This window comes from Stappia albiluteola (assembly GCF_014050225.1).
GTDB classification, from domain to species: domain Bacteria; phylum Pseudomonadota; class Alphaproteobacteria; order Rhizobiales; family Stappiaceae; genus Hongsoonwoonella; species Hongsoonwoonella albiluteola.
This window is the reverse complement of record NZ_JACFXV010000065.1, coordinates 126096-149661: the sequence shown is the minus strand read 5'-3', so window position 1 is coordinate 149661 and position 23566 is coordinate 126096. Positions and strand designations below refer to the sequence as shown.

Sequence of the window (23566 nt, the reverse complement as noted above, 5' to 3'; positions counted from 1 at the left end):
CTGACCGCCGGATCACAAGCAATCACGCATGACAAAAGGGCTGCCATTCGGCGGCTCTTTCTCGTTTTAGGAGCCCCCATGAACCGCACCGGTTTTTTTGAGGCCATCCGCAAGTCGCTTTTCGGCGGACACCTGACGCAATCCGAGGTCGACGGGATCAACGTCATTCTCGACCAGTGGCGCGATCTCTACCCGGACGCGCCGGCCCACTGGATCGCCAACAGCCTGGCGCAGATCCACCACGAGACCGGCGGCCGCATGGTTCCGATCAAGGAGACCGTGCAGGCCTATCACAAGGACGCCAATCCCCACGATATCACGGTTGAATCCCGGCTCGACGCGGCCTTCGCCAAGGGTCAGTTGCCCTGGGTGCGGACGCCATATTGGCGCGACGGATGGTTCGGCCGTGGGCTGATCCAGATCACGCACCGCGACAACTATGCCCGGCTTGGCAGGCGCCTCGGCGTCGACCTGGTCGGCAACCGCAATCTGGCGCTCGATCCGGTGGTTTCCGCGCAAATCGCCATCGTCGGCATGGTCGATGGCCTGTTCACAGGCAAGCGGCTTGCCGATTACCACTTCCCTGCCGCGCTGGAAGAACCGGAAAAGTCGAACCCGCGCCGCATCGTCAACGGCAAGGACGGCAAAGACATGACCGTCGCGGCCCTTCATCGCCGGTATTTCGAGGCGTTGCAAAGGGCCGCCTACGAGCCGCGCAAGGTGGTGGCGGTTCCGCCGCCGCCGGATATCCCGAAACCCGAGCCGAAGCCGCAACAGCCCGCCGCGAGCGGGCTTTTTGCTGCCCTCGTCAAGATCATCGCAGCGCTTTTCGAAAGGAAGACCCGATGAACCGCCTCGCCGAATACCGCAAGCTGATCGCCGCGATCGTCGGGCTTGTGGTGATGATCCTCTATCGCCGCTTCGGCGTCGACCTGATGGGGGCTGAAACTCTGCTGGTGGACCTCATTGTCAGCGGCCTTGCGGCCTTTGGCGTCTGGTTCGTCCCGAACGATCGGCCGGCCGGCGAATGACCGGCCTCCTCGCGCTCGGCCGCTGGCTTCTGGCGACGGAAGCCGGCCGCTTCATCCTGCTGCTCGCCGTCGCGGCAGCCGTCATCCTCACCATCAACAACCGGGCCTATGACCGTGGTCACGCGGCGGCGACAGCCGAAGCCCGGCAGGCAACAGAAAGAGCAATCCATGATCTCGCCAGCGCTGCCGACAAGGCTCGTTTTCTCCGCCGCCTTTGCGTTGATGGCGGCGGGGTGTGGGACTTCGCCGCCGGCCGATGCAGCCAAGCCGACGCTGGCGCGCTCGGCAAGGGCGATCGTCGGAACGTCCCTGATCGGCGCACGGGGAGCGACCCCGTCGGACCAGGAGGCGATTGACGACACGGCGGCCGGCCTGTGCGGTGCGGCGGTCTGGACCAGGGCGGAATGCCGGATACATCAGCAGCGCACGCCACCTGATGCTCAATAAGGAATCGCCGGCCGGTGGCCCCCATCCGGCCGGCGATAACAATGGGCGAGCGGAAAGCACGGTCTCGCGCCCTTGTCGACAATCACGATACACTCACAAGTTGCGGGGTCAACATGGCGGAATGGCTGGAAGCACTGGGGCGCTTCACACTCACCAAATGGGCGGTGATCGTCGGTTTTGCCGCGCTCGGCGCCGTGATGCAGCGGGATATGGGCCTGTGGGGCAGGGCACTGACCTTCGCCGCCGGCGTAATGGCCGCGGTTGTATTCGCCGATCCGGTGCGCAGCCTGTTATCGCTCGACCAGGGTTGGAGCGAGGCGCTTGCCGCGATCCTGGCACTGACGGGCCGCAACTGGGCGGCATACGCCATTCGCGCCTCGCGCGATCCCGCCGCGGCCGCCGGAGAAATCCTGTCGGTATGGCGGGGGCGGAAGGGATAATCAGTCTGCATCGGACAGGGGAATCTGGCTTGGTCCGGCAGCAACCTTGAGACGCTCGATCACATCGTCGAGCGCGGCGGCGCGCTCCTCGGCCAAGCGCCAGAGATCCATCGCCATGCCGGGCGTCAGGTCGGATGCTCCGGCCGCCAGCCGGCGAATGTGCCGGTCCGAAACATCCAGGTCGCGGGCCATGTCTGACTGCCAGCGAGGCCCGTAAAGGGCCTCGCCAACGTCGCGGATCAACTTGCTGCTCATCAAAGTGCCTCACACCAGGCGACGAATTCCGCCTTCAACTCTTCACTCAACCAGTGGCCGCGCTGGGGATTGGCAATCCAGATATTGCCTTCCTCGCTGACCTCGACTTCGGAGGCGTTGCACCATTCGGTCACAAACTCCTCGATCGTGAGTCCGTCGGCTTCGACATTGGCCTTGATGGTCAGGATAGCTTGGTTCGTGTTCATCTCCGGGTCTCCTTACCCTTGAGCGGCGGGGCCGATCCCCTTCCGTCTATGTCCTATATTTAGGACGCAATAATGCGAGCGTCAAGCGGAAAATCTCGCAAAAGTAGAAATCTGCATCCCCGTTAAGAGAACGGGGAGCCCGGAGCGCGCCAACGCCCCGGACCGCCGGCCAGTTATCGACCAAGACACAAGCCGGCCCGACGCAGGAAAGAACAACGTCATCCCCGCATCCGGCCGCGAGGCCGGATCTCGCTTGAGCAAGCGCGCTGGGGATAACGGCGGATAACGATCACGATGAAATCAAATCTCTTTGGGCAGCGGGAAACCGAGGCCGTGACGCCGGTTGCCCCGTGGATCGGCGGCAAGCGAAACCTTGCAAAGCGGCTGACGCGGCTCATCGCCAATGTGGCGCACAAAACCTACTGCGAGCCCTTCGTAGGCATGGGCGGCGTCTTCCTGCGGCGTACTGTCCTGCCGCCAGCCGAGGTCATCAACGACTATTCCGGCGACGTCGTGAACCTGTTCCGGATCCTGCAGCGGCATTATCCGCAGTTCATCGAAACGCTGCGCTTCCAGGTGACCAGCCGGCGCGAGTTCGACCGGCTATCGCGCACCGACCCTTCGACGCTGACGGACCTGGAGCGTGCCGCCCGGTTCCTTTATCTGCAGCGCACGGCCTTCGGCGGGAAAGTGGCCGGCCGCACCTTTGGCGTATCGCTCGACGGCCGCGCCCGATTCGACCTGACAAAGCTCGCGCCGATGCTGGAAGAGGTGCACGAGCGCCTTGCCGGCGTCGTGATCGAGAACCTGAGCTTTGCCGATTTCATCCCGCGCTATGACGGGCCGGACACGCTTTTCTACTGCGATCCGCCTTACTGGGGATGCGAGACCGACTACGGCAAGGATATGTTCGGTCGGCCGGATTTCGAGCGCCTGCGCGATTGCCTGGCTGCGGTCAAGGGCAGGTGGATCCTGTCAATCAACGACGTGCCGGAAATCCGCGCGCTGTTCGCCGGTTTCACAATTGCGGAGGTGGCGGTGACCTACTCAATCAACGATGGCGACACCAAACAGGCGGCGGAGCTGATCATCGGTAATTTTGAGCATCCGTTGTTGTGATTGATAAGAGGCCCCGCTTCGGCGGGGCTTCCTGCTGGATTTCGCCACCAGGTGCAATTATCGACTTTTCGTATAGAATCCGCTCTTTTGCGGGCATATTAAACGTTTATCCTCTAAGGTTATATCTGATCATAAACAAATTCAGACAAGAAAGGCTCAAACCAATCGCCCATCACTACATCGGCATACCGTTCTGGTATCTGAGCCATCTGAGCGACATCTAAGAGTGTAATGTGTCCATTATCATACAAGGTTCTTAATATCGCCCTACAGCCTTTTGGGACTAAAATAGCAAGGGCAAATAGTATGTATACTCTGTCATTTAATGATGACTTTGTTTCGTGCTGAACCTCAAATGGAAGTGATAGCCTCTCAATGAGTTTTTCTACAGCTGCCTCACTTTGCGCAGTTTCTTGTTTGGTGTCGGTTATATGTAGCAATTCTTTAACGGCAACTAATCGACGCCATTCCGGATCTAGTGACTTTGCAATACATATATCAGAACACATTATTTGGTCGCCGTAGGGCGAATCTCGTCGAATATATCTATGAATTAGCCCGCGTAAAATACCATCGTTAATCTCTACAAAATGGAAATTAATTTTATCTTGGCAGCCTATTTCTACCAATTGGTCTTTTACAGTGTTAACTTCAATATGTAGTTTTTCGTAGTTGTCGAAGTGATCGAATAGTTTTTTTAATAGCATCGGCCAGAACCCAAAAAAAAACTCGGGACAAGCCCGAGCTTATCGATTCGATATTTTTAGCCTATTCACATTTTTGCGGCAAGTTCTCGGAGGTCGATATTAAAACCTTTTGATGCCTCCGGGAAGCTATCGAAACGTTCCGACGTTCCTGTTTTGACTTGCATAAGGGCGCTGTGCACCTGCTCACGCAAACCCTGCGCCGTGAAGTCGTGCGAATCCCCGCGCATGAGTTTCAAATTGACAAGCTGACAGCCGTCGCTTGCGAAGAGAAATCTCCAGAGCGCGTCCTTTCTCGTGCTTGTCATAGCCAAATCTCCTAGCACTACTTTTATGAGTTATTTAGTGGACAATTCCATCCGCGCAAGTCACATATACATTTTCCCCAGAATGTCAATATGCACATCGCATCTTAAATTGACCTTAACAAAAGGAGTTGACAAAAGCCAGAACGAATAAACTGTAATGCAAATTATTGATTAAACGACATTCCTTCTGTTTGGGTATTTATGGGTTGAAATTGGCCAAAATCCTAGGGTTTTGCCATTTTTGGCGAGACCTCGATTAGAGCGCATGGTGCTTTTTTGTCACGATGGGCTCAATTGTTCCCTATTGGTATTTTGAGAGGCTGAAATCGATTTGTTCCATATTTGTTCTCGTGATACCGATGGGCCATGGCAAACTGTAAATGCATCCTCGGAAGTGCCTTCAAGGTCGAACAATGGGACCGGAAGGGCCTGCATATTGAAGAGACGCTCGCCGTCTGCGGCAACGTGCTGGTTGCGCGGGCGGCCTTTCAAGCCGCGATCAAGGCGCGCCCTGGCGAAAACATCACGCTTCGCCAGGGGATCAGGGTGATCGAAAGCCGCGAGCCGGTATAAGTGGAACGTCGCGCCCGCACATGGTGTGGCGAAAGCTATATCAGGTCTTCGCCGCCGTCTGCCTCGAATTCATTTCGGCGGGCGGCCATGATGTCAAATCCAGCGCAAGCAATCGCGTCAATGGTTTCCTTGGATACTTCTGTGACGATATAAATCTTGTCGTTATGCTCGGCAATTTGAATGATGGCGCTGAGCGCCTCAATAATAGCTTCATTCCTAACCACGTTTTGGGCCTCCTGTGATCGGCTGAAGCTATCATGCCGCTGCGCGGGACCGGCCTGCAATTTGTATTACGTGTAGGATTCTACGAATCACGCTGAGTTCACGCAGGATTCTACAGTTCCGCAGCGTCTTTTTTGCCTGTCAGGATGGCGCGGGTGATCCGCTGCAGGTCGGCGGCGATGAGCTCGAGCTCGCCATGGTGCCCGTGGATCAGGATCAGGGCTGCCATTTCCCGGTAGAGCGTCTGCGACAGGCAGGTGAGGATTTCCATGTCCGGGATCGAAATCTCTTTCGATGGCATGAGAACCTTGTCCCGGATGACCGCTGCCAGGTCATTCTGTATCCGTAGATAGTCGGCCCGGTGCGCGGCCGAGGCGATAAGGATCGCGGATCGGAAGGCGAGGTACATCGGGAAGCGCTGCAGGATCCAGCCGGCCGCGAGCCCAACATAGCTGTCCATCCGCTGTTGCAGGCAGTCGCCGGCCGTGCGCGCGACGGTCGGCAAGGCACTGTCGCGCGCGAGTTTCAGATAGGCCTCGATCAGAAGCGTTTCCTTCGTCTCGAATTGTGCGACGAGGTGCTTCAGTGGGATCATCGTCTCGATGGCTATTTGCCCGAGACTGACCTCCGTCGCTCGTTCCTGGAGGATGGGCAGGGCGGCGTCGATGACGCTCATGCGGTCTTCGAGGTTGCGGCCGAGCATCTCGTCGATCGACGCGTTCTCGGCGTCGGCAAGGGCGATGAGCTTCATCGCGCCAAAATCGTCCGACACGCCCCGCAGGAAGGAATAAAGCCAGCTCTCGTTCAATCCCGCGCGATGACACCAGTTCGCAGCACTGATGCCGCGCTCGTCCATATAGCGGCTAAGGGCCGCGCGGACCCGCTCAGACAACATATTCGTGACCCGTGATCTTTTTCATTGATCATGGTCAGAAATGACAGGGGCGACGACTAAGCAGGGGTTGTGAGAGGTGGGTTTCTGTCCGGATATCTGTCCGGCCCGCAAATTCCAGTCCCTTTAATTCCAGCTAAGCCTTTGTTTTTGTTGGTCGGAGTGGCAGGATTCGAACCTGCGACCCCCTCGTCCCGAACGAGGTGCGCTACCAGACTGCGCTACACTCCGCCAATTCGCAGCCCGATCTCGATCCGCATGGTGCGATCCTGGGCGCTGACGGCTCACTGTGAGGCGGTCTAATATCACCCGCCCCGGGTTGCCGCAACCCCGGATTTGCAGCTTTCTCAGGGGGCTGTGGATGAACCTTCGGGCTGCGGCCTTGCGTGCGCTGGAGCAGGATGTGGATCGCAATGAGGGCCTCCTGCTGCAGCCTTGCATGACGCCCTGCCGGTCGCTATACAGACCTCCCGATCTCGATTGGGGCGTCGCCAAGTGGTAAGGCACCGGTTTTTGGTACCGGCATTCGGAGGTTCGAATCCTCCCGCCCCAGCCATCGGATGTTTTCCCTCAAAAATCTGTGCTTCAAGTTTGCTGGCCGCTGCGCCCTGATGCCGCGCGTCCGGCGAGGGCCGGGCTATCGTGGGTCGTCCGGCTGACTGCAAACAGGCAAAATCGCCCGCGCTTCGGCAACGCGGGCGATGCTTATTCCTTGAAATTGCTGACCTTCGACGGGACGGGGGATCCTAGTATTGATCCACGCGTGCCGCGCAGAACTTGAACTCGGGGATCTTGCCGAAGGGGTCCAACTGGGGATTCGTAAGCCTGTTGGCGGGCGCTTCGGCAAAGCAGAAGGGCACGAAGACCATTCCGTCGGCAACGTCGCGATCCTCACGCAGAAGGGCCGTGATCGAACCCCGGCGCGTCGTTACGGTGATCTGCGCTCCGGGCCGCAGGTTACGGCGACGGATTTCCCGGCTGTTCATGGCGGCAATCGCATCCGGCTCGATGGCCGACAGAGATGCGGAGCGCCGGGTCATGGCGCCCGTATGCCAATGCTCCAGCAGGCGACCCGTGGTGAGGACGAGCGGATAGGTGTCGTCGGGCAGTTCGTCCGGCGGAACGATATCCGCCGGGACGATTTTCGCCCTGCCGCTTTTCGTCGGAAAGCCCTGGGCAAAGAGGATCTCGGTGCCGGGCCCTTCCTCGGCGGGGGAAGGATAGGTGACCGCGTCCTCCCGCTCGAGACGTTCCCAGGAAATGTGATCGAGCGACGGCATCATCGATGCCATCTCGGTATAGACCTCGCTTACGTGGGCGTAGGACCAGTCGAGGCCGATACGCTTGGCAATCTCGGCGATCAGCTCCCAGTCCTGGCGAGCCTCGCCGGGCAGGTCGAGGGCCGGGCGGCCGAGCTGGACCTGGCGATTGGTATTGGTGAATGTGCCGAGCTTTTCCGCATGCGCGGATGCCGGCAGCACCACGTCGGCATGCCAGGCGGTTTCCGTCAGGAAGATATCCTGAACGACGAGGTGGTCCAGTTTCGCGAGTGCAGCCCGGGCATGGATCTGGTCGGGATCGGACATGGCCGGGTTCTCGCCCATGATGTACATGGCGCGGATTTCGCCTTCATGGATGGCGTCCATGATCTCGACGACGGTGAGGCCGCGCGCGGGATCGAGGCTTCTGCCCCATGCATCCTCGTAGCGGGCGCGGACATTGGCGTCCTCGACCGACTTGTAGTCCGGATAGACCATGGGAATGAGGCCGGCGTCGGATGCGCCCTGCACGTTATTCTGCCCGCGCAGGGGATGCAGGCCGGTTCCGGGGCGACCGATCTGGCCGGTGATCAGCGACAGGGCGATCAGGCAGCGGGCATTGTCCGTACCATGCACATGCTGCGACACGCCCATACCCCAGAAGATGATGGAGCGGGGGCTTGTCGCGTAGGTGCGTGCGACGGTTCGGATCGTCTCGGCATCGATGCCGCAAACGGGCTCCATTGCCTCGGGCGAGAAATCGGCGATCTTTTCCTTCAGCGCCGCAAAGCCTTCGACATTGGCCTGGATATATTGCTCGTCGTAGAGCTTCTCGGTGATGATGGTGTGGATCATCGCGTTCAGCAGCGCCACGTCGCTGCCTGGCTTGAAGCGCAGGGCATGGGTCGCATGGCGCATGAGTTCCTGGCCGCGCGGGTCCATGATAACGAGCGTTGCGCCGCGTTTTGCAGCCTGCTTGAAATAGGTAGCGGCAACCGGGTGGTTCTGGCCGGGACGCGCGCCGATCACGATGATGCAGTCGGCTTCGTTCGCAGCCGCAAATGGCGCCGAGACCGCGCCCGAGCCGACACCCTCCATGAGTGCTGCGACGGATGACGCGTGGCAAAGCCGTGTGCAGTGGTCGACGTTATTGGTGCCGAATCCCTGCCGGATCAGCTTCTGGAAAAGATAAGCCTCTTCGTTTGAGCCCTTGGCCGAGCCGAAGCCGGCAAGCGCCTGTCCGCCATGGACGTTCAGGGTGCGGCTGAGGCCCAGAGCCGCACGATCGAGCGCTTCCTCCCAGGTCGCCTCGCGGAAGACCTCCCAGGGATTGGCGGGATCGAGGACCATGTCTCCGGCTTTGGGCGCATCGTCACGGCGTACCAGCGGCCTGGTCAGGCGATGTGGATGGCGGACATAGTCGAAGCCGAACCGGCCCTTGACGCAGAGACGATTTTCGTTGGCCGGCCCGTCGCGTCCGTCCACCTGCACGATTTCGTCGTCCTTGACGTAGACGCGCGTCTGGCAGCCTACGCCGCAGAAAGGGCAGAGGGTGTCGACGACCTTGTCCGCGTAGACGGTGCGATGGCGGGCCTCTCCGTCCATCAGGCTCTTTTCGAAAAGAGCGCCGGTCGGGCAGGCTTGCACGCATTCCCCGCAGGCGACGCAGGTCGATCCGCCCATCGGGTCGGCGAGGTCGAAGACGGGACGGGCCTCGGAGCCGCGGTAGGCCATGCCGATGACGTCATTGACCTGCACTTCGCGGCAGGCCCTTTCGCACAGGCCACAGGCTATGCAGGCATCCAGGTTCACGGCAATCGCGGCGTGGCTGGTATCGATCCGGCTTTCGCCTGTCGCGGCGTGGTGGCCTTTGGCGTCGTAGCGGCTGTTGTAGCGCGATCCCGCTACGCCGATCCGGTTGCCCCAGATCCAGATATCCGCGTCCGGGTCGGGGGCCTCGGCGCGGGGTGGCATATCCGACAACAGCAATTCAAAGACCATGGCGCGAGCCTTTTCGGCTCTTTCGCTCTCCGTGGTCACTTTCATGCCTTCCGCGGGCTTGCGCTGGCAGGAAGCGGCCAGCACGCGTTCCCCTTCGATCTCGACCATGCAGGCGCGGCAATTGCCGTCGGAGCGGTACCCGGTGGCGTCCTTGTGGCAGAGATGGGGAATGGCAATGCCTTCGCGCTTCGCGACCTGCCAGATGCTTTCATCCCCTGAAGCCTCGACCTCCCGGCCATCGAGCGTGAAGCGGACTGGATCATTCATCGGAGCGCTCATTGGCCGGCCTCCTTGGCGAGAATGTTGATGACGGAACGAACGGGGTTTGCCGCGGCCTGGCCAAGGCCGCAGATCGATGCGTCGCGCATCACCGCTTCAAGATCGCCGATGAGGACTTCGTCCCAGTCGTCGGCTTCAAGAAGGGCCACCATTTTTTCCGTTCCAACCCGGCAAGGGGTGCATTGGCCGCAGCTTTCATGCTTGAAGAAATTCATCAGATTGAGAGCGGCAGCCTTCAGGTCGTCCTTGTCGGAGAGGATGACGACCGCATGCGAGCCCACGAAGCCGCCGAATTTCTCGAAGGTGCCAAAGTCGAGCGGCAGGTCGGCCATGGAGGCCGGGAAAATGCCGCCCGAGGCGCCGCCGGGCAGGAAGGCGCGGAATGAATGGCCTTCGGCCATGCCGCCACAGGCTTCAATCAATTCGCGAATGGTGGTGCCGGCGGGAAGAAGACGCACGCCGGGAGATGCGACCCGACCGGAGACGGAAAAGGAGCGCAGGCCCTTGTGGCCTTCCTTGCCCTGGTCGGCAAACCAGTCCGCGCCTTTTTCAAGGATGGTCCGCACCCAGTAGAGCGTTTCGACATTGTGATTGAGTGTCGGCCTGCCGAAGAGACCGTTTTCGGCAATATAGGGCGGGCGGTGGCGCGGCAGGCCGCGCTTGCCCTCGATCGATTCGATCATCGCGCTTTCTTCGCCGCATATATAGGCGCCGGCGCCACGGCGGATTTCTATGGCGGCGTGCTTCGTCAGGCCGGCCTCCTCGAGCCTGGCGATCTCGCGATGCAGAATTTCCAGCACGGCGGGGTATTCGTCGCGCATGTAGATGTAGATGCGCTCGGCTTCAACCGCCCAGGCGGCGATCAGGGCGCCCTCGAGCATTCGGTGCGGATCGCGCTCCAGATAGTGACGATCCTTGAAGGTGCCGGGCTCGCCTTCGTCGCCATTGACGGTCATCAGGCGCGGACCGGGATAGGAACGCACGATCTGCCACTTGCGGCCCGATGGAAAACCGGCTCCGCCGAGACCGCGCAATCCCGAAGCGGAGAGCCTTTCGATGACGTCATCGACCTGCCGCTCGCCTGACAGACAGTCTCGCAGGGACTGATAGCCGCCCTCCGCGACATAGGCGTCGAAGCCAAGATAGTCTGGCAGTTCTGGCCGAGTTGCGCCTGCACTCACCGCCTCTTCGATCTTCTCGAAGGTGGAGTGCCCGATCTCCCTGCGCCCGACGCAGGCGGATGGCGCTTCCGCGCAACGACCCTGGCACGGCGCGCGAACGATTCGCACGTCGTTGGTGTCGAATCCGGATTCGAGAGACGCGATCAGTTGTTCGGCGCCCGCCAACATGCAGGAAAGGGACTCGCAGACGCGGATCGTCACCGGTGCGGGCGCGGGCTTGCCCTCCTTCACGATATCGAAATGGTGGTAGAAGCTTGCGACCTCGTAGACCTCCGCCTGCGACATCCGCATCTCTTCGGCAAGCGCCTTGAGATGGGCGGCGCTGAGGTGGCCGAAGCGGTCCTGTACCTTGTGCAGGTGCTCGATCAGCAGGTCGCGGCGTCGTGGCGCATTCCCCAAAGTGTCGCGGACGTCCTGAAGCGCGTCTTCATCAAGCGGACGCCCTTTCGGGCGCGCCGACTTCTTCGTCAGATCCGCGCGGCTTCCTCCCAGCATGCAGTGCCCTTTCGAATGCGGCCCTTTTCTGTAATCAGGGCAGCAGAAAAGCGATGCATTGATAAGTTTGCAAATAGATTTTCCAGATCACATGATAAATAGGAACTATCAAAATTATCCCGCTACGGCAATTTTGCTCTCCGCGCAGGACCACAGAGCGGCAGCCACGGGCAGCAATGGTTCGCGCCGCGGCAGAATGAGGCCAATGATCGGCTGCAAGGGCAAGGGCGCGAGGGGCCGGATCGCAAGATCGCCCAGGGCAAGCATATCGACCATCATTCGGGGCAGAATTGCAGCTGCCGAGCCGACCGCCGCGCGCCCCACAATCGCGAGGAAGCTATTGGCTTCAAATGTCACGGTCGGTGCCAATCCGACCGCTGCAAACGCACGGTCGAGTATCCGGCGGTTTTGCATGTCGCTTGTCAGCAGTGCCAGTGGAATATCCGCCAGCCTGGCCCAGTCCAGCACGTCGCCGGCATTTCCGATCAATGAATTCGAACCGACGAGACAATAATCCTCGCGGATCAAGGGGAGGGCGAAAACATCGGGGATGGGCTCGTTGTTCAGGTAGGTGATGCCTGCTTCAAGCGAGAACTCGGCCAGATTTGCGGCGATTGCACGTGATGAGAGACTGCGGCAACTCAGGCGAATCGAAGGGTGTGCCGCTGCCATGGCGGCCGCCAGCCGGCCCGCAAGCGGCGTCGCCGTGGGAACGACACCCACACGTATGTCGCCTGAAAGCCTTTCTCCGGAAGCCGCATCCTGGATCAGCCCGTCCATGTCGGCCAGGATCTGCCTGGCGCGGACCAGCAACCTTGCCCCGGCAGCGGTAAAGCCCTGGAAACGGCGCCCCCTTTCAACCAGCGGCGTGCCCAACGCATCTTCCATGCGTCTGATGCGCGTTGAAAGCGCGGGCTGCGAGATGTTGCAGGCTTCCGCCGCCCTGGCAAAGTGGCGCGCTTCCGCGAGCGCCACCAGTACGCGCAGGTCGACAAGATCTATGGGGGGCAGGATAGCCACATGATTCCCCGATGGAATTCAGGTTCCAGTCACAGCAATTGATAGGACAAGTCCGCGCTTTGGGAAATACGCCAGAATCTAGGGTATCGATGCTCGTCCGAAGCGGTGCGAGATAAGGCGGCGTATCGATAATCGTTTGAAAGTTAAGGGTCAAATTATCCAGGTAACGAATTCGTCCATTCAATACATTCGATGTTGTGTCGAGCCCGGCCCGGTCGCGTTCGGGGTGCTTCGAATAAACGGAGTGGAAATATGCCTGGGCAGCAAAAAACCATCCATGCGCCCCGTTTTCCAGGGCGCATGGATGGCCGACGTGAACCAATTGCACTGTAAAAAATGCCTAGGTTATGAAATTCGGTTTACTGGCGTCGTCAAATTCGGCCCAAAAATGGGCCGGGCTCACTCACCCGGCCCAGTTGGGTCACGTGCGAGCCGGCGGCCCTCAATGCTGGCAAATCCGGATCGCGTGTGCGGAGACTGGGTCCTCCCTGCATCCGAAGGCAATCAGCCACGAATACGGCAGGGTTTCCCCGGCCTCCCAGGCACTCCGGCAACTTCCTAAAATCTTTCATCGTCCGAGCAGTCCAGCCGGCAACCGCAAACCAGCTGCTCCGGTCGCGCAAGGATCGTCAGCAAACGCCGAAGCCTGCTGCCCGGTGATTCCTTCGCCTGCAGGCGCTCCTCAGGCCGCCTCTTCGGCACAGGCGGGCCGAAACAGCCCCATCGCACAGCAAATTCGATATCCCCATCTACAGGTTGTGCGATGCCGTGACAGACAATCAAAGAGCGCTACTGACCGTATTTCCTACAATTTCAGTTGATCATCGGTTGCGTTATTTGTTCGTGATTTTCATCGGTGGAGCGCATGATTGAGATATCCTGCCGCTGCAATCTGGGGTTTGCGGCCCGTCTGCGCAGCCAGGGCGAGCAAATTCGGTTGTTGTAACTATCCTTATGGTTGTGCTTGACGAGCGGGTCTATCGCGGCCCAAGTGTGTTTCGAAAGTCGAAATGAGGTGCGGCATTGAAACCGGAAATGCGACAAGCACTTGTCGCCGCCGCAGAGCTTTATTCGAATGCGGCGGGTACTCCTTCGACAGGGGCGCAGGGATTTGCGCTGCTTGACTGGTTGGGGTTGTCAGACCTGTCAGACGCAGCTGACAGGGAGGATCTGGCACGTCTGTTGCGGTTCGCGGCAAAGCTTGATCATCTGTTCGAACTACGCTCGCCGACAGCACCGGGGCTTTGCTGTTTCGGGGCGGTTGCGTCGACCTCGGAGTATGGGGCCGTGGTCTCCGCGACGGCCTCTGTTTCCGGTGTGGGACAGGACAGGGCCACGGCGTTTCGCGCATGCGTGGCGGAGGCGGCGGAATTCGTCTGCCAGTTCGAATCCGGGGAAGAAACCAGGGCCAGTTCGCCAGGCATACGTCGTGAAGGACCCGACGGCTCATGGCACGCCGCGACAGAGGCATATGCATGGAACGGCCTCACAGGCGGCCGGGAACTTGACGCTTCCGATTGGGTATGGGCAGAACGGGTTACAGACGGTCGCTGGTGCCGTTTGCCAGGGATCCTCACCTTCAGGAGGGGGAGGGGCAGGGATGCAAACGGGCTCTCCTATGCGATGGGAGTTGGGGTGGCCGCCGGACGTAACGCGCAAGAAGCTGCCTGCCACGCGATTCTGGAATGGGTCGAGCGCGACGCCGTGGCCTTGTGGTGGCGCGGAGGTCGAAGCCCGGCAGCAGTTCCGATGGAAATCTTCGACGGGACCGGTCTTGCAGGCCGCCTCGGTCAATATAGAGATGGGCTGGTCGAAAGACGGACCTGGTTTCTGGACTTGACGACCGATCTCGATATTCCCGTCGCGGCCGCGCTTTCCGTCGGAAGGGACGGGCAAGGTTTTGCATATGGGTTTGCTGCCGCGACAAACCTCGCGGACGCCTGCCGCAATGCGCTCGACGAGCTCCTGCAAATAGAACTTGCGGATCATCTGGTCGCGGCAAAGCAGCGCGAGCGCGGGAATGAAGGCCTGAACGAGACCGACCGCAAACACCTGGAACGGTTTTCGAAAATCGGGAGCGACTGGCCTGGCTTGCAGGCGGCAAAAATGGGAACGGCGGAATGCAGGAGGAACGAGGATAGCAGAGATGCCAAAGAGGTGCTTGCCTACCTCGCGCAAAGGCTTGAGGCGCATGGCCACCCGGTGCATCTTGTGGATCTTACGCGAGAGGACATAGCGGTTCCGGTTATTCGCGCGATCGTCGACGGCTTGCAGCCCGATCCCTCAGAGCTCGTCCTGCCGCGTCTTGAGACCCAACGGCAGGCATCCGGCCTTGCCCGAATTCCGGGCGACGCGATCGCACTCTATTGACGAAGCGGACAGGCACTGCCTTGCGAAACCACGAAGAGCCGGGAACGTCCGGCGCAGGCTCCAGCGAAGCGGTAGCCTCAACGCGGCTTTCAGCCGAGTTGTTAGGGCACCCTACGTTTCGTATTGCGGGGCGGGCCCTCAAGTTCCGCTCCCGCAAGGCCGATGCTTTGCTTGGCTACCTGTGCCTCGTGCTCGATGGCCGCATGACGCGCGAATTGGCGGCCGGCCTGCTTTGGAGCGAAAGCCCGGAAGCCCAGGCGCGCTCGTCCCTACGGCAGACGCTTCTCATTATCAGAAGAGAGCTGGAAGCCGCCGGGTTCGACGGTCTCGGGTCCGACCGCCTCAGCATTTTTATCGACAAGAGCCGCATCGAGACAGATATCGACGCCCTATTCGCGGAATTGAAGCGAGGGGAAGAACTTCCACGCCGGCTGCTCGCCGAAAAGCGCCTGCAGGATCGTCTTTTTGATCGGATGGAAGGTCTCGACGAGAGCTTTACCGTCTGGTTGCGCAACCGGCGGCAGCAGATCTACGACGGCTTGAGAACAATCCTCGAGGATCGCCTGTCTCCGGCCAAGGCGAACTGGGGGGTGGTGGAGCAGGCGGCCGTCGCTCTGTTGAACCTCGATCCGACGCATGAGCCGGCATGCCGGGCGTTCATTCACGCACGGGCGCGCGCCGGCGACTTTGCCGGAGCGGTGCGCGCCTATGACGACTTGTGGCGCGTCCTCGAAGAGGAATTCGATACACAGCCCGCCCGTGAAACGCAGGACCTGATCGTTAGCATCAAGCTTGGCGCCTATTCCCCGGAGCCGGAGGAGAGCGAAAAGCCTGAAGGCGGCTTCAAGGAACCCGAAAAGGCGGGCAGAGGGATTTCCCCGTCGTCCGCGTCCGGCAATATCGTCGGCGATTTCCGCCCCGCAATCATCGTCGAGCAAGGGCTTCACTTCGACGAGACAAGCCGCGATGCCCGCCTGGCGGAAGTCTTTCGCCACGACCTGATATCCCGGTTGGTGAGGTTTCGGGAATGGTCCGTCGTCGATGCGGAGACCGAGGTACTCGCCCGCAGCCCGATCCCTGTCTACAGGGTGTCCATCAGCACGGCCAGCACAAGCCGTGCGGCCACTTTTTCGGTTGTCATCAAGAACTCCCGAACACGCGCCTATATCTGGGGCCGGGATTACGAAGTGCGGCTGGAAGACCTGTTTTCCATGCAGCCGCACCTCATAAGCCATATCGCCATGGCGATGCGGGTCAACATATCGGCAGCCCGGCTCACGCAGCTCATGAAGGTGCCTGCAACATCGCTGCAGGTCTATGACCTGCTCCTGCAGGGGCAGCAACTCCACTATTCGTGGCTTTATGAAGAAACCCAGCGCGCAGAAGCGGTTTTCGAGCAGATTATCGAATTGGACCCGGCATTCGGTCCCGCCTACAGCAGCCTCGCGCAGGTTCTGAATTCCAGGCACATCATCTTCCCCGGCCGGCGGCGTTTGATGTCGGATCTGCGGCGGGCGGACGAACTGGCGGGAATGGCAATCACCCTGGATCCGTTCGATTCCCGGGCTTTCCTTTGTGCGGGCTGGACGGCCGCGCTGCGCGAGGATTTCGAGACCGCAGAAGTGCATCACAGGCGCGCCCTGGAGTTGAACCGCAACGATCCCTGGACCGCCCTTTCGGCCGCACACGGACTGGGCTACTACGGATACCGCGAAGAAGCGAAGGCGGTCGCCGTCGAGCTCAATGAGCGCGGAATGCTCATTTCCCCGCTCCATTGGAGCTATTACGTCGGAATCATGTTCCTGAGCGGAGATTATCAGGCAGCGGCGGACACGTTCGTCCAGATGGACAGCGGTTATGTCGGTGTCGAGGCCTGGTATGTCGCCGCATTGGCCAAGCTTGGAAGGGCCGAGGAGGCGTCGGCGGCGTGCAAGCGTATGGAGCAGCGCATCGCGGGCAGATGGGTCGCCGACGCGAGTCCGACGAGCCGGGACATATTCGAGTGGCTTTCCGAATGTTTTCCGATAGCCGACCTGCGCCAACGCGACGAACTGTGGGACGGGCTGCGCAGCGCCGGCATGGATGTACCGGATTGATTTCCCTTGCGGAATTCACGCAACGGCATCCCTTTCGGGCGCAGGCTGAAGCGCCTGCGCCCTTGGTCGTCAGGGATTCGGGGCGCATCGAAGAAGCGGTTTGACCAAATCTCCAGGGCGCTCCGTATCTGTTCAGCTTGTTTTTGTGTTTCACGTATCCATTTCGACCGGGTTGTCGCTTTCGGTATGCCAATTCAGACCGAAATGTCAGGTGCAGACGGAAATCGTGTAGTCAGCGACGCGGCTGAGGAAAAAGTCGGTATGGGTGAGACGGGCTTCCCGGCAAACCATGTCCGAATAGAAGGGCGGAGCCGGATAGGGTTCCGTATTTCCGGATGCGTCGTTTTCCGCGAAACGCTCGAGCGACTGGCTGATCATCTTGCGCGGCGGCAGGCGCAGGAAGAAGATCTCGTCCGAGGGCTGGACGACCTGTATGGCCTTCATGTGCTCGGGCACCTTGGCAATGTTGCGACCTTCGACTTCCTGCTTGAATTCATCGAGTGACGCCGGCCAGGGCCTGACACCCGTGGCATAGTCGGCGATAAGCCTGCCAAAAGCCTTGTGGTCGAAAATGGTAATGCGCCCAAGTCTCTGCTCAGTCATGACATTCTCCCTTTTGGCTTGGCCGGTGGTTGGCGGCTAGATGAGTGGCAAATCCGTCGCGCAATAGGTCTTGTCTTGCGAAGACATATTGGCGTCCACCCAACGGATAAGATCTGGCATCGATTGCGGGATCGCGGCGCCGAAGACGCGGCCCGCGGCTTCAGACGGGGTGAGACCATCCAGGCGCCTGCCACGTTCCATGCGCAGGGCCTTGTAGAAGATCTCGGCCATGATCACCGAGGCGAGAGGTCCGGCCCGGAAGCCGTCTTCCGCGGCAGCCGCTTCGATCAGGAAATAGAGAACCGGCGGAGGGTTGTTGACGACCTCGTCGGCAAGGTCGCCAAGATCGTTCGCCCTGCTGGCCTCCAGCCATTTCCGCACGGCATGGCGCCGCAGCCCGCGATCGGTGAGCCATGGGCTCCGAGCCGCAAGGTCGGGGTCTTTAGCCGCGATTTCCTGGCACATCGCGTCGATCTTGCGCAATTCTCCGCTCGAGCTGCGCACCAGATCGCGATAGGCAAGGCCGGCCGGTTTCCCGTCGGCAACAGGAGGAAACAGCGTGTCGTCGAAAAGCGGCGTTTCATATCGCGGCTCCAGCCGTCCCGATGGGCGGGGAGGCGTTTCCCCAAGCTCAAAGAAATTCGACCATTCGATGATCCAGTCGCGATTGTGCGGGGTCTTCGGCGGGTTTCGCTCGGAATTCCGTCGCAACACGTCCGACAACACATGCTCGACCGGAGGATTCCCGCAGAACAGGTAAGCCTCGCGGATCATGGCATGACCGATGCGGTAGGCGGCCTGCGCGAATTCCGCGCTGACGAAGCGATCGGCCGGATTGCACGTGAGCGACCCTGCATTGTCCGACGTCTCGTAATACTCCCGTATGGCCGGAGACAGCAGGCGCGGGAGCAGGTCGTGACGGATGATCTTGCGATAGGCCTGGGTCAGGGCCATGCGGGCGATCGTGAAGTTCAGCGCGCTTGTGGCGGGCGTTGCCGGCTCATTCCCGCCTTCCAGCAGGTCCATGGCAGCGTTATGCGCCAACTGGAACAGCGCCGTCAGTTGAGAAATGACAGCGTTGTCGTCATTGCGGACGTCTGCGATGAGCGCGACCCCGACGCTTGCCGGGCCACGCATCTCGATCAGGCGACCGATATCCCGTTTTGGTCCGGCGGAAGAATCGTCGGGGCGAACGAAACCTTCATTCGAGATCGCATCCAGACGGAATCGCGTTTTGGGCCAGCCGATGCGCTGGGCAATCGGCTTTGCCGTCCGCAGTTCGTAGCAGGCAGGCTCGAAGGACGGTCCATAGCCATAAAGGCAGTCAAGATGGAGGGGGTAGGTTCTGAGATTTACCGTCTGAATTGCGGTGTCGACGCCTTCGTCGACGCTCGAACTGACGGAAAGATCATGGGCAACGAACTGGGCGAGATAGGTATATCCGGCGGGAATATTCGGGTTCACGTGCCCGACATTGTCCTGGAAGGGAAACCGCGTCTTTGCCATACGGGCGGAAAGAGCATCAAACAGCCTCTCGGTTAGGGCTTGATCCGAAACGCCGGGCGCATTCAAATCCTCAACGCCGACATATACCCGCGCCAGATTCGCATGATCGAAGCGGTCGGTGTGCCCAGTGTCGAAACCCGCATTCGCGAATTCCCCGGCTGAGCCGCCACTTGGCAAAATTGTCGTGTCCGTTGCCTTGTTGTGCACGGTTCGTTTCCCTTTTGATCGTGTTTTTGTTTAGGCTCGCTACCGTGAAGGGAGCGTTATGTCTGCGTCTGGAGCGCCAATCACGGGCAAAAAATTATATTGACGGAGATACTTTCTCCCTGGCTGGCCGCGCGAATGTGACCTTTGGTGATTCTGACCAGCTTGAGAAATCGCACCCAGTCTGCCAATTGAGGGGGGCGGCCCGCATGTGCCTGCATGGCTCGAGCAGGGGCAAATGAGCGCAGAATTGAGCGAAAAAGCGTGTTCAATCGTTTGCATGACCGGTGATCCGGTGTGGGATTTTTTCGTAGAATGAAGATGGTCGAACCCAAGATCCTCCTCGTCGAGGACACTGTTGCGCTCGCGGAGACCTATCGGGCCTATCTGGCGGCGGAAGGCGTGCCGGTCGAGATCGCCGAGACGGGAGAAAAGGCGCTCGCCATCATTTCCCGCACCCTGCCCGATGTGATCGTGCTCGATGTGAATCTGCCCGATTCGAACGGGATCGATCTATTGCGCCAGATTCGGGCTGAAGATATGCCCACGGAGGTCGTGGTCATCACCGGCCAGGCTTCGGTGGCCCTCGCGGTCGAGGCCATGCGGGAAGGCGCCTTCGACTTCATCATGAAGCCCTTCACCGCCGACCGGCTCAGGGTCACAGTCCGCAACGCTCTCAAGCATCGCCTTCTTGCCCGCCGGGTGGAGACGATCGACGATGAATTCGATCGCGACAGTTTCCAGGGAATGGTCGGGCGTTCCTTTGCGATGCAAACCGTCTACCGCGTCCTGCAGAATGCAGCGCCGACAAACGCCACGATCTTTGTCACCGGTGAAAGCGGTACGGGCAAAGAACTCTGTGCCCGCGCCGTTCACGATCTCAGCCGCCGGGTGGACGGCCCGTTCGTCTCGATCAATTGCGCGGCAATCCCGCGCGATCTGCTGGAAAGCGAGATTTTCGGGCATGCCAGGGGCGCGTTCACCGGCGCCACGTCGGAGCGCAAGGGGGCAGCCCTCACGGCAAATGGTGGAACCCTTTTTCTCGACGAAATCTGCGAAATGGATCTGGCGCTGCAGTCCAAGTTGCTGCGCTTCCTCCAGGACAAGGCCGTACGCCGGGTCGGCGAGGATATGGCCCGGCTGGCGGATGTGCGGATCGTCTGTGCGACGAACTGCAACCCTCTCGAAGCGATAGCCGAAGGTCGTTTCCGGCAAGACCTCTATTACCGGCTTCACGTGGTGCCAGTGGAGTTGCCGCCACTACGCGAGCGCGATGACGACGTCCTGCTGATTGCCAGGCACCTGCTTGCGGACTATTCGCGTGAGGACGGGAAGAAGTTTCGCGCAATCTCGTCCGAAGCCGAACAGGCTCTTCTTTCCTTCGGCTGGCCAGGCAATATCCGTCAGTTGCAGAATTCGATACGCACGGCGGTCGTCCTGCATGACGGCGAGACGCTTGAACTGGATATGTTGCCGGCCGAGATTCGTGCTGCTCCGGTAAAGGTTCCAGGGACGAGCGAAACGCTGCGGCATTCGACCGCGCGCGATGTTTTCGTGGATCCTTCGCCTGCGGTGCGCCCGCTGGAAACTGTGATCAGGGAAACCATCGAGCAGGCGATTGCCAAGTTCGGCGGAAGTATTCCCAAAGCTGCGGCGGCGCTGCAGGTGAGCCCTTCCACGATCTACCGCCGCCTTCAGGCGTGGGAGGAAGCAGACTGAGCGAGCCGGGGCATGCTTTTCATCGAGCCTGGCACGCTGATGGCCGCACCATCAACGCCGCAAGGCGGCCGGAGGCGGAACCTGCTTATCCTCCACTTGCTCCTTCGGCGCGGTCTGGCCGGCTGACGGAGCACTTCCGGTCTGATGGCGGGCAGGGTCGTTCATGTCGAGGCGGGCCTGAACAACCGCGTCGATATGGTCCCGGATATGCTCGTCCTTTTGCAGAAGTTGCATGAAGTCGTGAGTGGACAGGACGAGCAGGTGGCAATAGCCGAGTGCGATGACATCCGCCGTCCGCAGCGTCCCTTTCAAAAGGGCAATTTCGCCGAAGACGTCGCCACGCCCGAGGGTAACCCGCATGTCGCCCGTTCTCACTTCGACAGCGCCGGAGGAAATGAAATAGGCTGCATCACCCCGCTCACCCTTGCGGATCAGCATCTCGCCGGGCACGGCGAAGCGTGGCCGCATCAGATGGGCGATCGCCTTGATGCGGTCGCCGGGCAGATCGGCAAACAGTGGCAACTGGCTGACCAGGGTTTCCGTGCGAAGCCCCAGATCGAGCCTCGGCCGACGATCTGCATCCGTGCGGCTTTCGCTTACCGCCTTCTGCAGGTCGGAATGCAATTCGGCGCCGATAAGGTTCTGCTGCAGCAGTGAGCGATAGGCGTTTTCTTCGAGCCGCAGCGCCGCCTTTCGCAGGAAGCGCTGTTCCAGCTTGTCGGCGTAGTCGGGATATTGCAGCCGCACGGCCTTGAGGGCGAGTTCGGTTCCGTCGCGGCGTTGATTAAGGATCTCGGCCAGGATTTCGCCGACGCGGTCGCCCAGAAGCGGCGACATTTTCTGCGGGATGAAACGGATCAGCTCGTCGAGCACGATGCGGCTCAAGAGCAGGGTCTCGTAGCGGTCGGCCAGAAGGCCAGCGAGCCATCGTTCCTGCTTGAACCAGCGCTGCAGGTTCTGGGCAATGCGGAAGCTCAGCGGAAATCCGAGGATCTGGCGCGCCGCCCGGTTGTATTCGAAGCGACCGCCGGCCCTTGCCCGGTCCGCGAGCCGGCCCGTCTGGGCAATCAGCGTCTGCACGGTACGTACAGAGGCCGTGCGCTCGCGGAAATGCCGCAGGATCAACTCGCGTTCCCGGTTGGCAAGCGCCACGAGCCCGAGCGTGATCCGGTCGCGATCCTGGATGCCTTCGGCGAGCGCGTTGGCCTGCGCCGCCGTCTCGGCACGAAGGTGGTAGGGCGTTGCCACATGCGCGGCGACGGCGGGCGAGAGCTGATAGGCGCCGGCGGTGTCCGTCACGCCCTCGCGGACATCCTCGAGCGCCAGCGCGAGCACCTGGTTGCGCAAAGCCGCGTCGATGGGCGACAGCTTGTCGAGCTTCAACAGCCGGATCAGCGGTTTCAGCGTGGTGCCGTAGACGAGCAGGGTGAACAGGACGAAACCGGTTGCACAGACGGCGACGAAGCTTTTGATGTCGGGCGCGATCATGTCGTGCTCGGTGACGCCGAGAGCGAGCGTGAGCGTTACCGCCCCTCGCATGCCGCCCCAAAGGATGACGGTCTTGTAGGGCGTGCTGACCGACTGGTTGACCCGCATGAAGTTGAGAAGAGGCAGGAAACCGAAGAGGACCGCGGCGCGGGCCGCGAGAGCCGCAACCACCACGACGCCGACCAGGGCGAGATCGTACCAGGTCATGTCGACCATCAGGCGCGGCACGGATATCGCGGCGATCACGAAGATCAGCGACGAGGCCCAGAAGGCGATCTGTTCCCAGATGTCGAGCAGGTAGTTCCAGCCGTCGGGCGTGATCCTCGACGGTCCGGAGAGATTGATCACCATGCCGGCCACGACCACGGCGATGACCCCGGATACACCGGCAAGCTGCTCCGCGATGATATAGACGAGATAGGGCAGGGCGACACTCAAGGTCACCAGGGCCAGACGGAATTCGCGGACCGGGGCAAAAAGGCGGACCATGACCTGGCCGCCGACATAGCCAAGCAGGATGCCACCGGCGAAAGATTCCAGGAACGAATAGACGGCCATCAACGAGCCGCGTTCTTCCGTGCCGGTGAGCTGGCCCAGAAGCACGACGAAGATGGCGATGGCGGCCGCGTCGTTGAGCAGGCTTTCGCCTTCAACCAGGCGGCCGAGCCTCGCCGGCGCACCAATGTCGCGGAAGATGGCAACGACGGCGACGGGGTCCGTCGTCGCCACGATCGCGCCAAGCAACAGGCAGGCGATGAGCGAAACGCCCGCGAAGGGAAAGAGGGCCAGGCCGATGACGGCTGTGGCAATGAGCACCGCGACCACGGCGAGCACGAAGACGACGCCGGCATCCTCCGCCATCCGCCGTACATCGAGCGTCAATGTGGTCTGGAACAGGAGAAGCGGCAGGAAGACGTAGAGGATCGTTTGCGAGTCGACAGGCAGATAGACGAAGACGCTTGCGATCTCGTTGAAAGCATCCGTGCGGGTCGTGAACAGAAGTTGTGCTGCAAGAATGCCGATGCCGACGCCGACCACGGCCAGCAGAACGGAGGGCGCCAGCCCCAGACGCGCCGCGAGCGGCTGGATGAGACTGACGACCACGAGCAGGCCGGCGATGGCTGCAAGGATAAGCGGTGCTTCCATGA

The 23566-nt window shown here is 60.6% G+C and carries 22 protein-coding genes and 2 tRNA genes; 11 read left to right on the top strand and 13 right to left on the bottom strand.

Annotation, left to right across the window (positions count from 1 at the left end):
* Positions 1-78: 78 nt before the first annotated feature.
* The 4 genes from H2509_RS18550 to H2509_RS18535 all read left to right on the top strand — a co-directional run bounded on the left by H2509_RS18550 (position 79) and on the right by H2509_RS18535 (position 1918).
* Positions 79-849: a glycoside hydrolase family 19 protein gene (locus H2509_RS18550; RefSeq protein ID WP_182167953.1), complete on the top strand. Its 771-nt coding sequence runs from the start codon at positions 79-81 to the stop codon at positions 847-849.
* Complete coding sequence (locus H2509_RS18545; protein ID WP_182167952.1) at positions 846-1031, top strand: hypothetical protein; 186 nt, start codon at positions 846-848, stop codon at positions 1029-1031. The genes H2509_RS18550 and H2509_RS18545 overlap by 4 nt, the downstream gene beginning before the upstream one ends.
* A gap of 168 nt (positions 1032-1199) precedes the next feature.
* Positions 1200-1478: a hypothetical protein gene (locus tag H2509_RS21010; RefSeq protein ID WP_235975095.1), complete on the top strand. Its 279-nt coding sequence runs from the start codon at positions 1200-1202 to the stop codon at positions 1476-1478.
* Positions 1479-1519: 41 nt separating this feature from the next.
* Positions 1520-1918 (top strand): hypothetical protein, encoded by a 399-nt coding sequence (locus H2509_RS18535; RefSeq protein WP_235975094.1) that lies wholly within the window; start codon positions 1520-1522, stop codon positions 1916-1918.
* Here the strand turns inward: H2509_RS18535 and H2509_RS18530 are convergent, their stop codons facing one another.
* Together H2509_RS18530 and H2509_RS18525 are read right to left on the bottom strand one after the other, a co-directional pair.
* Positions 1919-2173, bottom strand: coding sequence for a hypothetical protein (locus tag H2509_RS18530; RefSeq protein ID WP_182167950.1), 255 nt, complete (start codon positions 2171-2173; stop codon positions 1919-1921).
* Positions 2173-2379, bottom strand: a complete 207-nt coding sequence (locus H2509_RS18525) for a hypothetical protein (RefSeq protein ID WP_182167949.1) — start codon at positions 2377-2379, stop codon at positions 2173-2175. The genes H2509_RS18530 and H2509_RS18525 overlap by 1 nt, the downstream gene beginning before the upstream one ends.
* Positions 2380-2673: 294 nt before the next feature.
* Here H2509_RS18525 and H2509_RS18520 point away from each other — a divergent pair, with 294 nt between their 5' ends.
* Positions 2674-3498 (top strand): DNA adenine methylase, encoded by an 825-nt coding sequence (locus H2509_RS18520; RefSeq protein WP_182167948.1) that lies wholly within the window; start codon positions 2674-2676, stop codon positions 3496-3498.
* A 119-nt stretch (positions 3499-3617) separates the two neighbouring features.
* Here H2509_RS18520 and H2509_RS18515 read toward each other — a convergent pair whose 3' ends face one another.
* Together H2509_RS18515 and H2509_RS18510 are read right to left on the bottom strand one after the other, a co-directional pair.
* Positions 3618-4205, bottom strand: a complete 588-nt coding sequence (locus tag H2509_RS18515) for a hypothetical protein (RefSeq protein WP_182167947.1) — start codon at positions 4203-4205, stop codon at positions 3618-3620.
* Between the two features lie 65 nt (positions 4206-4270).
* Complete coding sequence (locus tag H2509_RS18510; RefSeq protein ID WP_182167946.1) at positions 4271-4510, bottom strand: hypothetical protein; 240 nt, start codon at positions 4508-4510, stop codon at positions 4271-4273.
* Positions 4511-4876: 366 nt separating this feature from the next.
* On the opposite strand from H2509_RS18510, the gene H2509_RS18505 reads away from it, so the two are divergent.
* Positions 4877-5083, top strand: coding sequence for a hypothetical protein (locus H2509_RS18505; protein ID WP_182167945.1), 207 nt, complete (start codon positions 4877-4879; stop codon positions 5081-5083).
* A 35-nt stretch (positions 5084-5118) separates the two neighbouring features.
* Here the strand turns inward: H2509_RS18505 and H2509_RS18500 are convergent, their stop codons facing one another.
* The 3 genes from H2509_RS18500 to H2509_RS18490 all read right to left on the bottom strand — a co-directional run bounded on the left by H2509_RS18500 (position 5119) and on the right by H2509_RS18490 (position 6428).
* Positions 5119-5307 (bottom strand): hypothetical protein, encoded by a 189-nt coding sequence (locus tag H2509_RS18500; protein ID WP_182167944.1) that lies wholly within the window; start codon positions 5305-5307, stop codon positions 5119-5121.
* Between the two features lie 110 nt (positions 5308-5417).
* Positions 5418-6200, bottom strand: coding sequence for a hypothetical protein (locus H2509_RS18495; protein ID WP_182167943.1), 783 nt, complete (start codon positions 6198-6200; stop codon positions 5418-5420).
* A gap of 151 nt (positions 6201-6351) precedes the next feature.
* A tRNA-Pro gene (locus tag H2509_RS18490) sits at positions 6352-6428 on the bottom strand.
* Between the two features lie 130 nt (positions 6429-6558).
* Between H2509_RS18490 and H2509_RS18485 the strand changes: the two genes are divergently transcribed.
* Positions 6559-6699: a hypothetical protein gene (locus H2509_RS18485; protein ID WP_182167942.1), complete on the top strand. Its 141-nt coding sequence runs from the start codon at positions 6559-6561 to the stop codon at positions 6697-6699.
* Positions 6679-6753 (top strand) — tRNA-Gln (locus H2509_RS18480). Before H2509_RS18485 ends, H2509_RS18480 begins: the two co-directional genes overlap by 21 nt.
* A 190-nt stretch (positions 6754-6943) precedes the next feature.
* Here the strand turns inward: H2509_RS18480 and fdhF are convergent.
* From fdhF to H2509_RS18465, 3 genes are all read right to left on the bottom strand, one after another.
* The gene (gene fdhF / locus H2509_RS18475) at positions 6944-9736 is read right to left on the bottom strand and encodes a formate dehydrogenase subunit alpha (protein WP_408022690.1); all 2793 of its coding nucleotides are present in this window, start codon (positions 9734-9736) and stop codon (positions 6944-6946) included.
* Complete coding sequence (locus H2509_RS18470) at positions 9733-11412, bottom strand: NAD(P)H-dependent oxidoreductase subunit E (protein ID WP_182167941.1); 1680 nt, start codon at positions 11410-11412, stop codon at positions 9733-9735. Before H2509_RS18470 ends, fdhF begins: the two co-directional genes overlap by 4 nt.
* Positions 11413-11526: 114 nt before the next feature.
* The gene (locus tag H2509_RS18465; RefSeq protein WP_328805120.1) at positions 11527-12432 is read right to left on the bottom strand and encodes a LysR family transcriptional regulator; all 906 of its coding nucleotides are present in this window, start codon (positions 12430-12432) and stop codon (positions 11527-11529) included.
* Between the two features lie 1035 nt (positions 12433-13467).
* On the opposite strand from H2509_RS18465, the gene H2509_RS18460 reads away from it, so the two are divergent.
* Both H2509_RS18460 and H2509_RS18455 read left to right on the top strand, forming a co-directional pair.
* Entirely contained in the window at positions 13468-14802 is a 1335-nt protein-coding gene (locus H2509_RS18460) for a YcaO-like family protein (protein WP_209002054.1), read from the top strand.
* A gap of 203 nt (positions 14803-15005) precedes the next feature.
* Positions 15006-16898: a BTAD domain-containing putative transcriptional regulator gene (locus H2509_RS18455; protein ID WP_182167938.1), complete on the top strand. Its 1893-nt coding sequence runs from the start codon at positions 15006-15008 to the stop codon at positions 16896-16898.
* A gap of 207 nt (positions 16899-17105) precedes the next feature.
* Here H2509_RS18455 and H2509_RS18450 read toward each other — a convergent pair whose 3' ends face one another.
* Together H2509_RS18450 and H2509_RS18445 are read right to left on the bottom strand one after the other, a co-directional pair.
* Complete coding sequence (locus H2509_RS18450) at positions 17106-17501, bottom strand: hypothetical protein (RefSeq protein ID WP_182167937.1); 396 nt, start codon at positions 17499-17501, stop codon at positions 17106-17108.
* 36 nt (positions 17502-17537) lie between these two features.
* Positions 17538-19007 carry a peroxidase family protein gene (locus tag H2509_RS18445; protein ID WP_182167936.1) on the bottom strand — a complete coding sequence of 490 codons (1470 nt, stop codon included), beginning with the start codon at positions 19005-19007 and terminating at the stop codon, positions 17538-17540.
* Positions 19008-19526: 519 nt separating this feature from the next.
* Here H2509_RS18445 and H2509_RS18440 point away from each other — a divergent pair.
* Positions 19527-20930 (top strand): sigma-54-dependent transcriptional regulator, encoded by a 1404-nt coding sequence (locus tag H2509_RS18440; RefSeq protein ID WP_182167935.1) that lies wholly within the window; start codon positions 19527-19529, stop codon positions 20928-20930.
* Between the two features lie 51 nt (positions 20931-20981).
* On the opposite strand, the gene H2509_RS18435 is transcribed toward H2509_RS18440, so the two are convergent.
* The gene (locus H2509_RS18435; protein ID WP_182167934.1) at positions 20982-23564 is read right to left on the bottom strand and encodes a cation:proton antiporter; all 2583 of its coding nucleotides are present in this window, start codon (positions 23562-23564) and stop codon (positions 20982-20984) included.
* Between the last annotated feature and the right edge of the window lie 2 nt (positions 23565-23566).

Excerpts from the sequence above, each read along its gene's own strand:
- H2509_RS18550 (WP_182167953.1), top strand. The coding sequence starts at position 79 with ATGAACCGCACCGGTTTTTTTGAGGCCATCCGCAAGTCGCTTTTCGGC.
- H2509_RS18545 (WP_182167952.1), top strand. The coding sequence starts at position 846 with ATGAACCGCCTCGCCGAATACCGCAAGCTGATCGCCGCGATCGTCGGG.
- H2509_RS21010 (WP_235975095.1), top strand. The coding sequence starts at position 1,200 with ATGATCTCGCCAGCGCTGCCGACAAGGCTCGTTTTCTCCGCCGCCTTT.
- H2509_RS18535 (WP_235975094.1), top strand. The coding sequence starts at position 1,520 with ATGGGCGAGCGGAAAGCACGGTCTCGCGCCCTTGTCGACAATCACGAT.
- H2509_RS18530 (WP_182167950.1), bottom strand. The coding sequence starts at position 2,173 with ATGAGCAGCAAGTTGATCCGCGACGTTGGCGAGGCCCTTTACGGGCCT.
- H2509_RS18525 (WP_182167949.1), bottom strand. The coding sequence starts at position 2,379 with ATGAACACGAACCAAGCTATCCTGACCATCAAGGCCAATGTCGAAGCC.
- H2509_RS18520 (WP_182167948.1), top strand. The coding sequence starts at position 2,674 with ATGAAATCAAATCTCTTTGGGCAGCGGGAAACCGAGGCCGTGACGCCG.
- H2509_RS18515 (WP_182167947.1), bottom strand. The coding sequence starts at position 4,205 with ATGCTATTAAAAAAACTATTCGATCACTTCGACAACTACGAAAAACTA.
- H2509_RS18510 (WP_182167946.1), bottom strand. The coding sequence starts at position 4,510 with ATGACAAGCACGAGAAAGGACGCGCTCTGGAGATTTCTCTTCGCAAGC.
- H2509_RS18505 (WP_182167945.1), top strand. The coding sequence starts at position 4,877 with ATGGCAAACTGTAAATGCATCCTCGGAAGTGCCTTCAAGGTCGAACAA.
- H2509_RS18495 (WP_182167943.1), bottom strand. The coding sequence starts at position 6,200 with ATGTTGTCTGAGCGGGTCCGCGCGGCCCTTAGCCGCTATATGGACGAG.
- H2509_RS18485 (WP_182167942.1), top strand. The coding sequence starts at position 6,559 with ATGAACCTTCGGGCTGCGGCCTTGCGTGCGCTGGAGCAGGATGTGGAT.
- fdhF (WP_408022690.1), bottom strand. The coding sequence starts at position 9,736 with ATGAGCGCTCCGATGAATGATCCAGTCCGCTTCACGCTCGATGGCCGG.
- H2509_RS18470 (WP_182167941.1), bottom strand. The coding sequence starts at position 11,412 with ATGCTGGGAGGAAGCCGCGCGGATCTGACGAAGAAGTCGGCGCGCCCG.
- H2509_RS18460 (WP_209002054.1), top strand. The coding sequence starts at position 13,468 with ATGCGACAAGCACTTGTCGCCGCCGCAGAGCTTTATTCGAATGCGGCG.
- H2509_RS18455 (WP_182167938.1), top strand. The coding sequence starts at position 15,006 with ATGACGCGCGAATTGGCGGCCGGCCTGCTTTGGAGCGAAAGCCCGGAA.
- H2509_RS18450 (WP_182167937.1), bottom strand. The coding sequence starts at position 17,501 with ATGACTGAGCAGAGACTTGGGCGCATTACCATTTTCGACCACAAGGCT.
- H2509_RS18445 (WP_182167936.1), bottom strand. The coding sequence starts at position 19,007 with ATGGCAAAGACGCGGTTTCCCTTCCAGGACAATGTCGGGCACGTGAAC.
- H2509_RS18440 (WP_182167935.1), top strand. The coding sequence starts at position 19,527 with ATGAAGATGGTCGAACCCAAGATCCTCCTCGTCGAGGACACTGTTGCG.
- H2509_RS18435 (WP_182167934.1), bottom strand. The coding sequence starts at position 23,564 with ATGGAAGCACCGCTTATCCTTGCAGCCATCGCCGGCCTGCTCGTGGTC.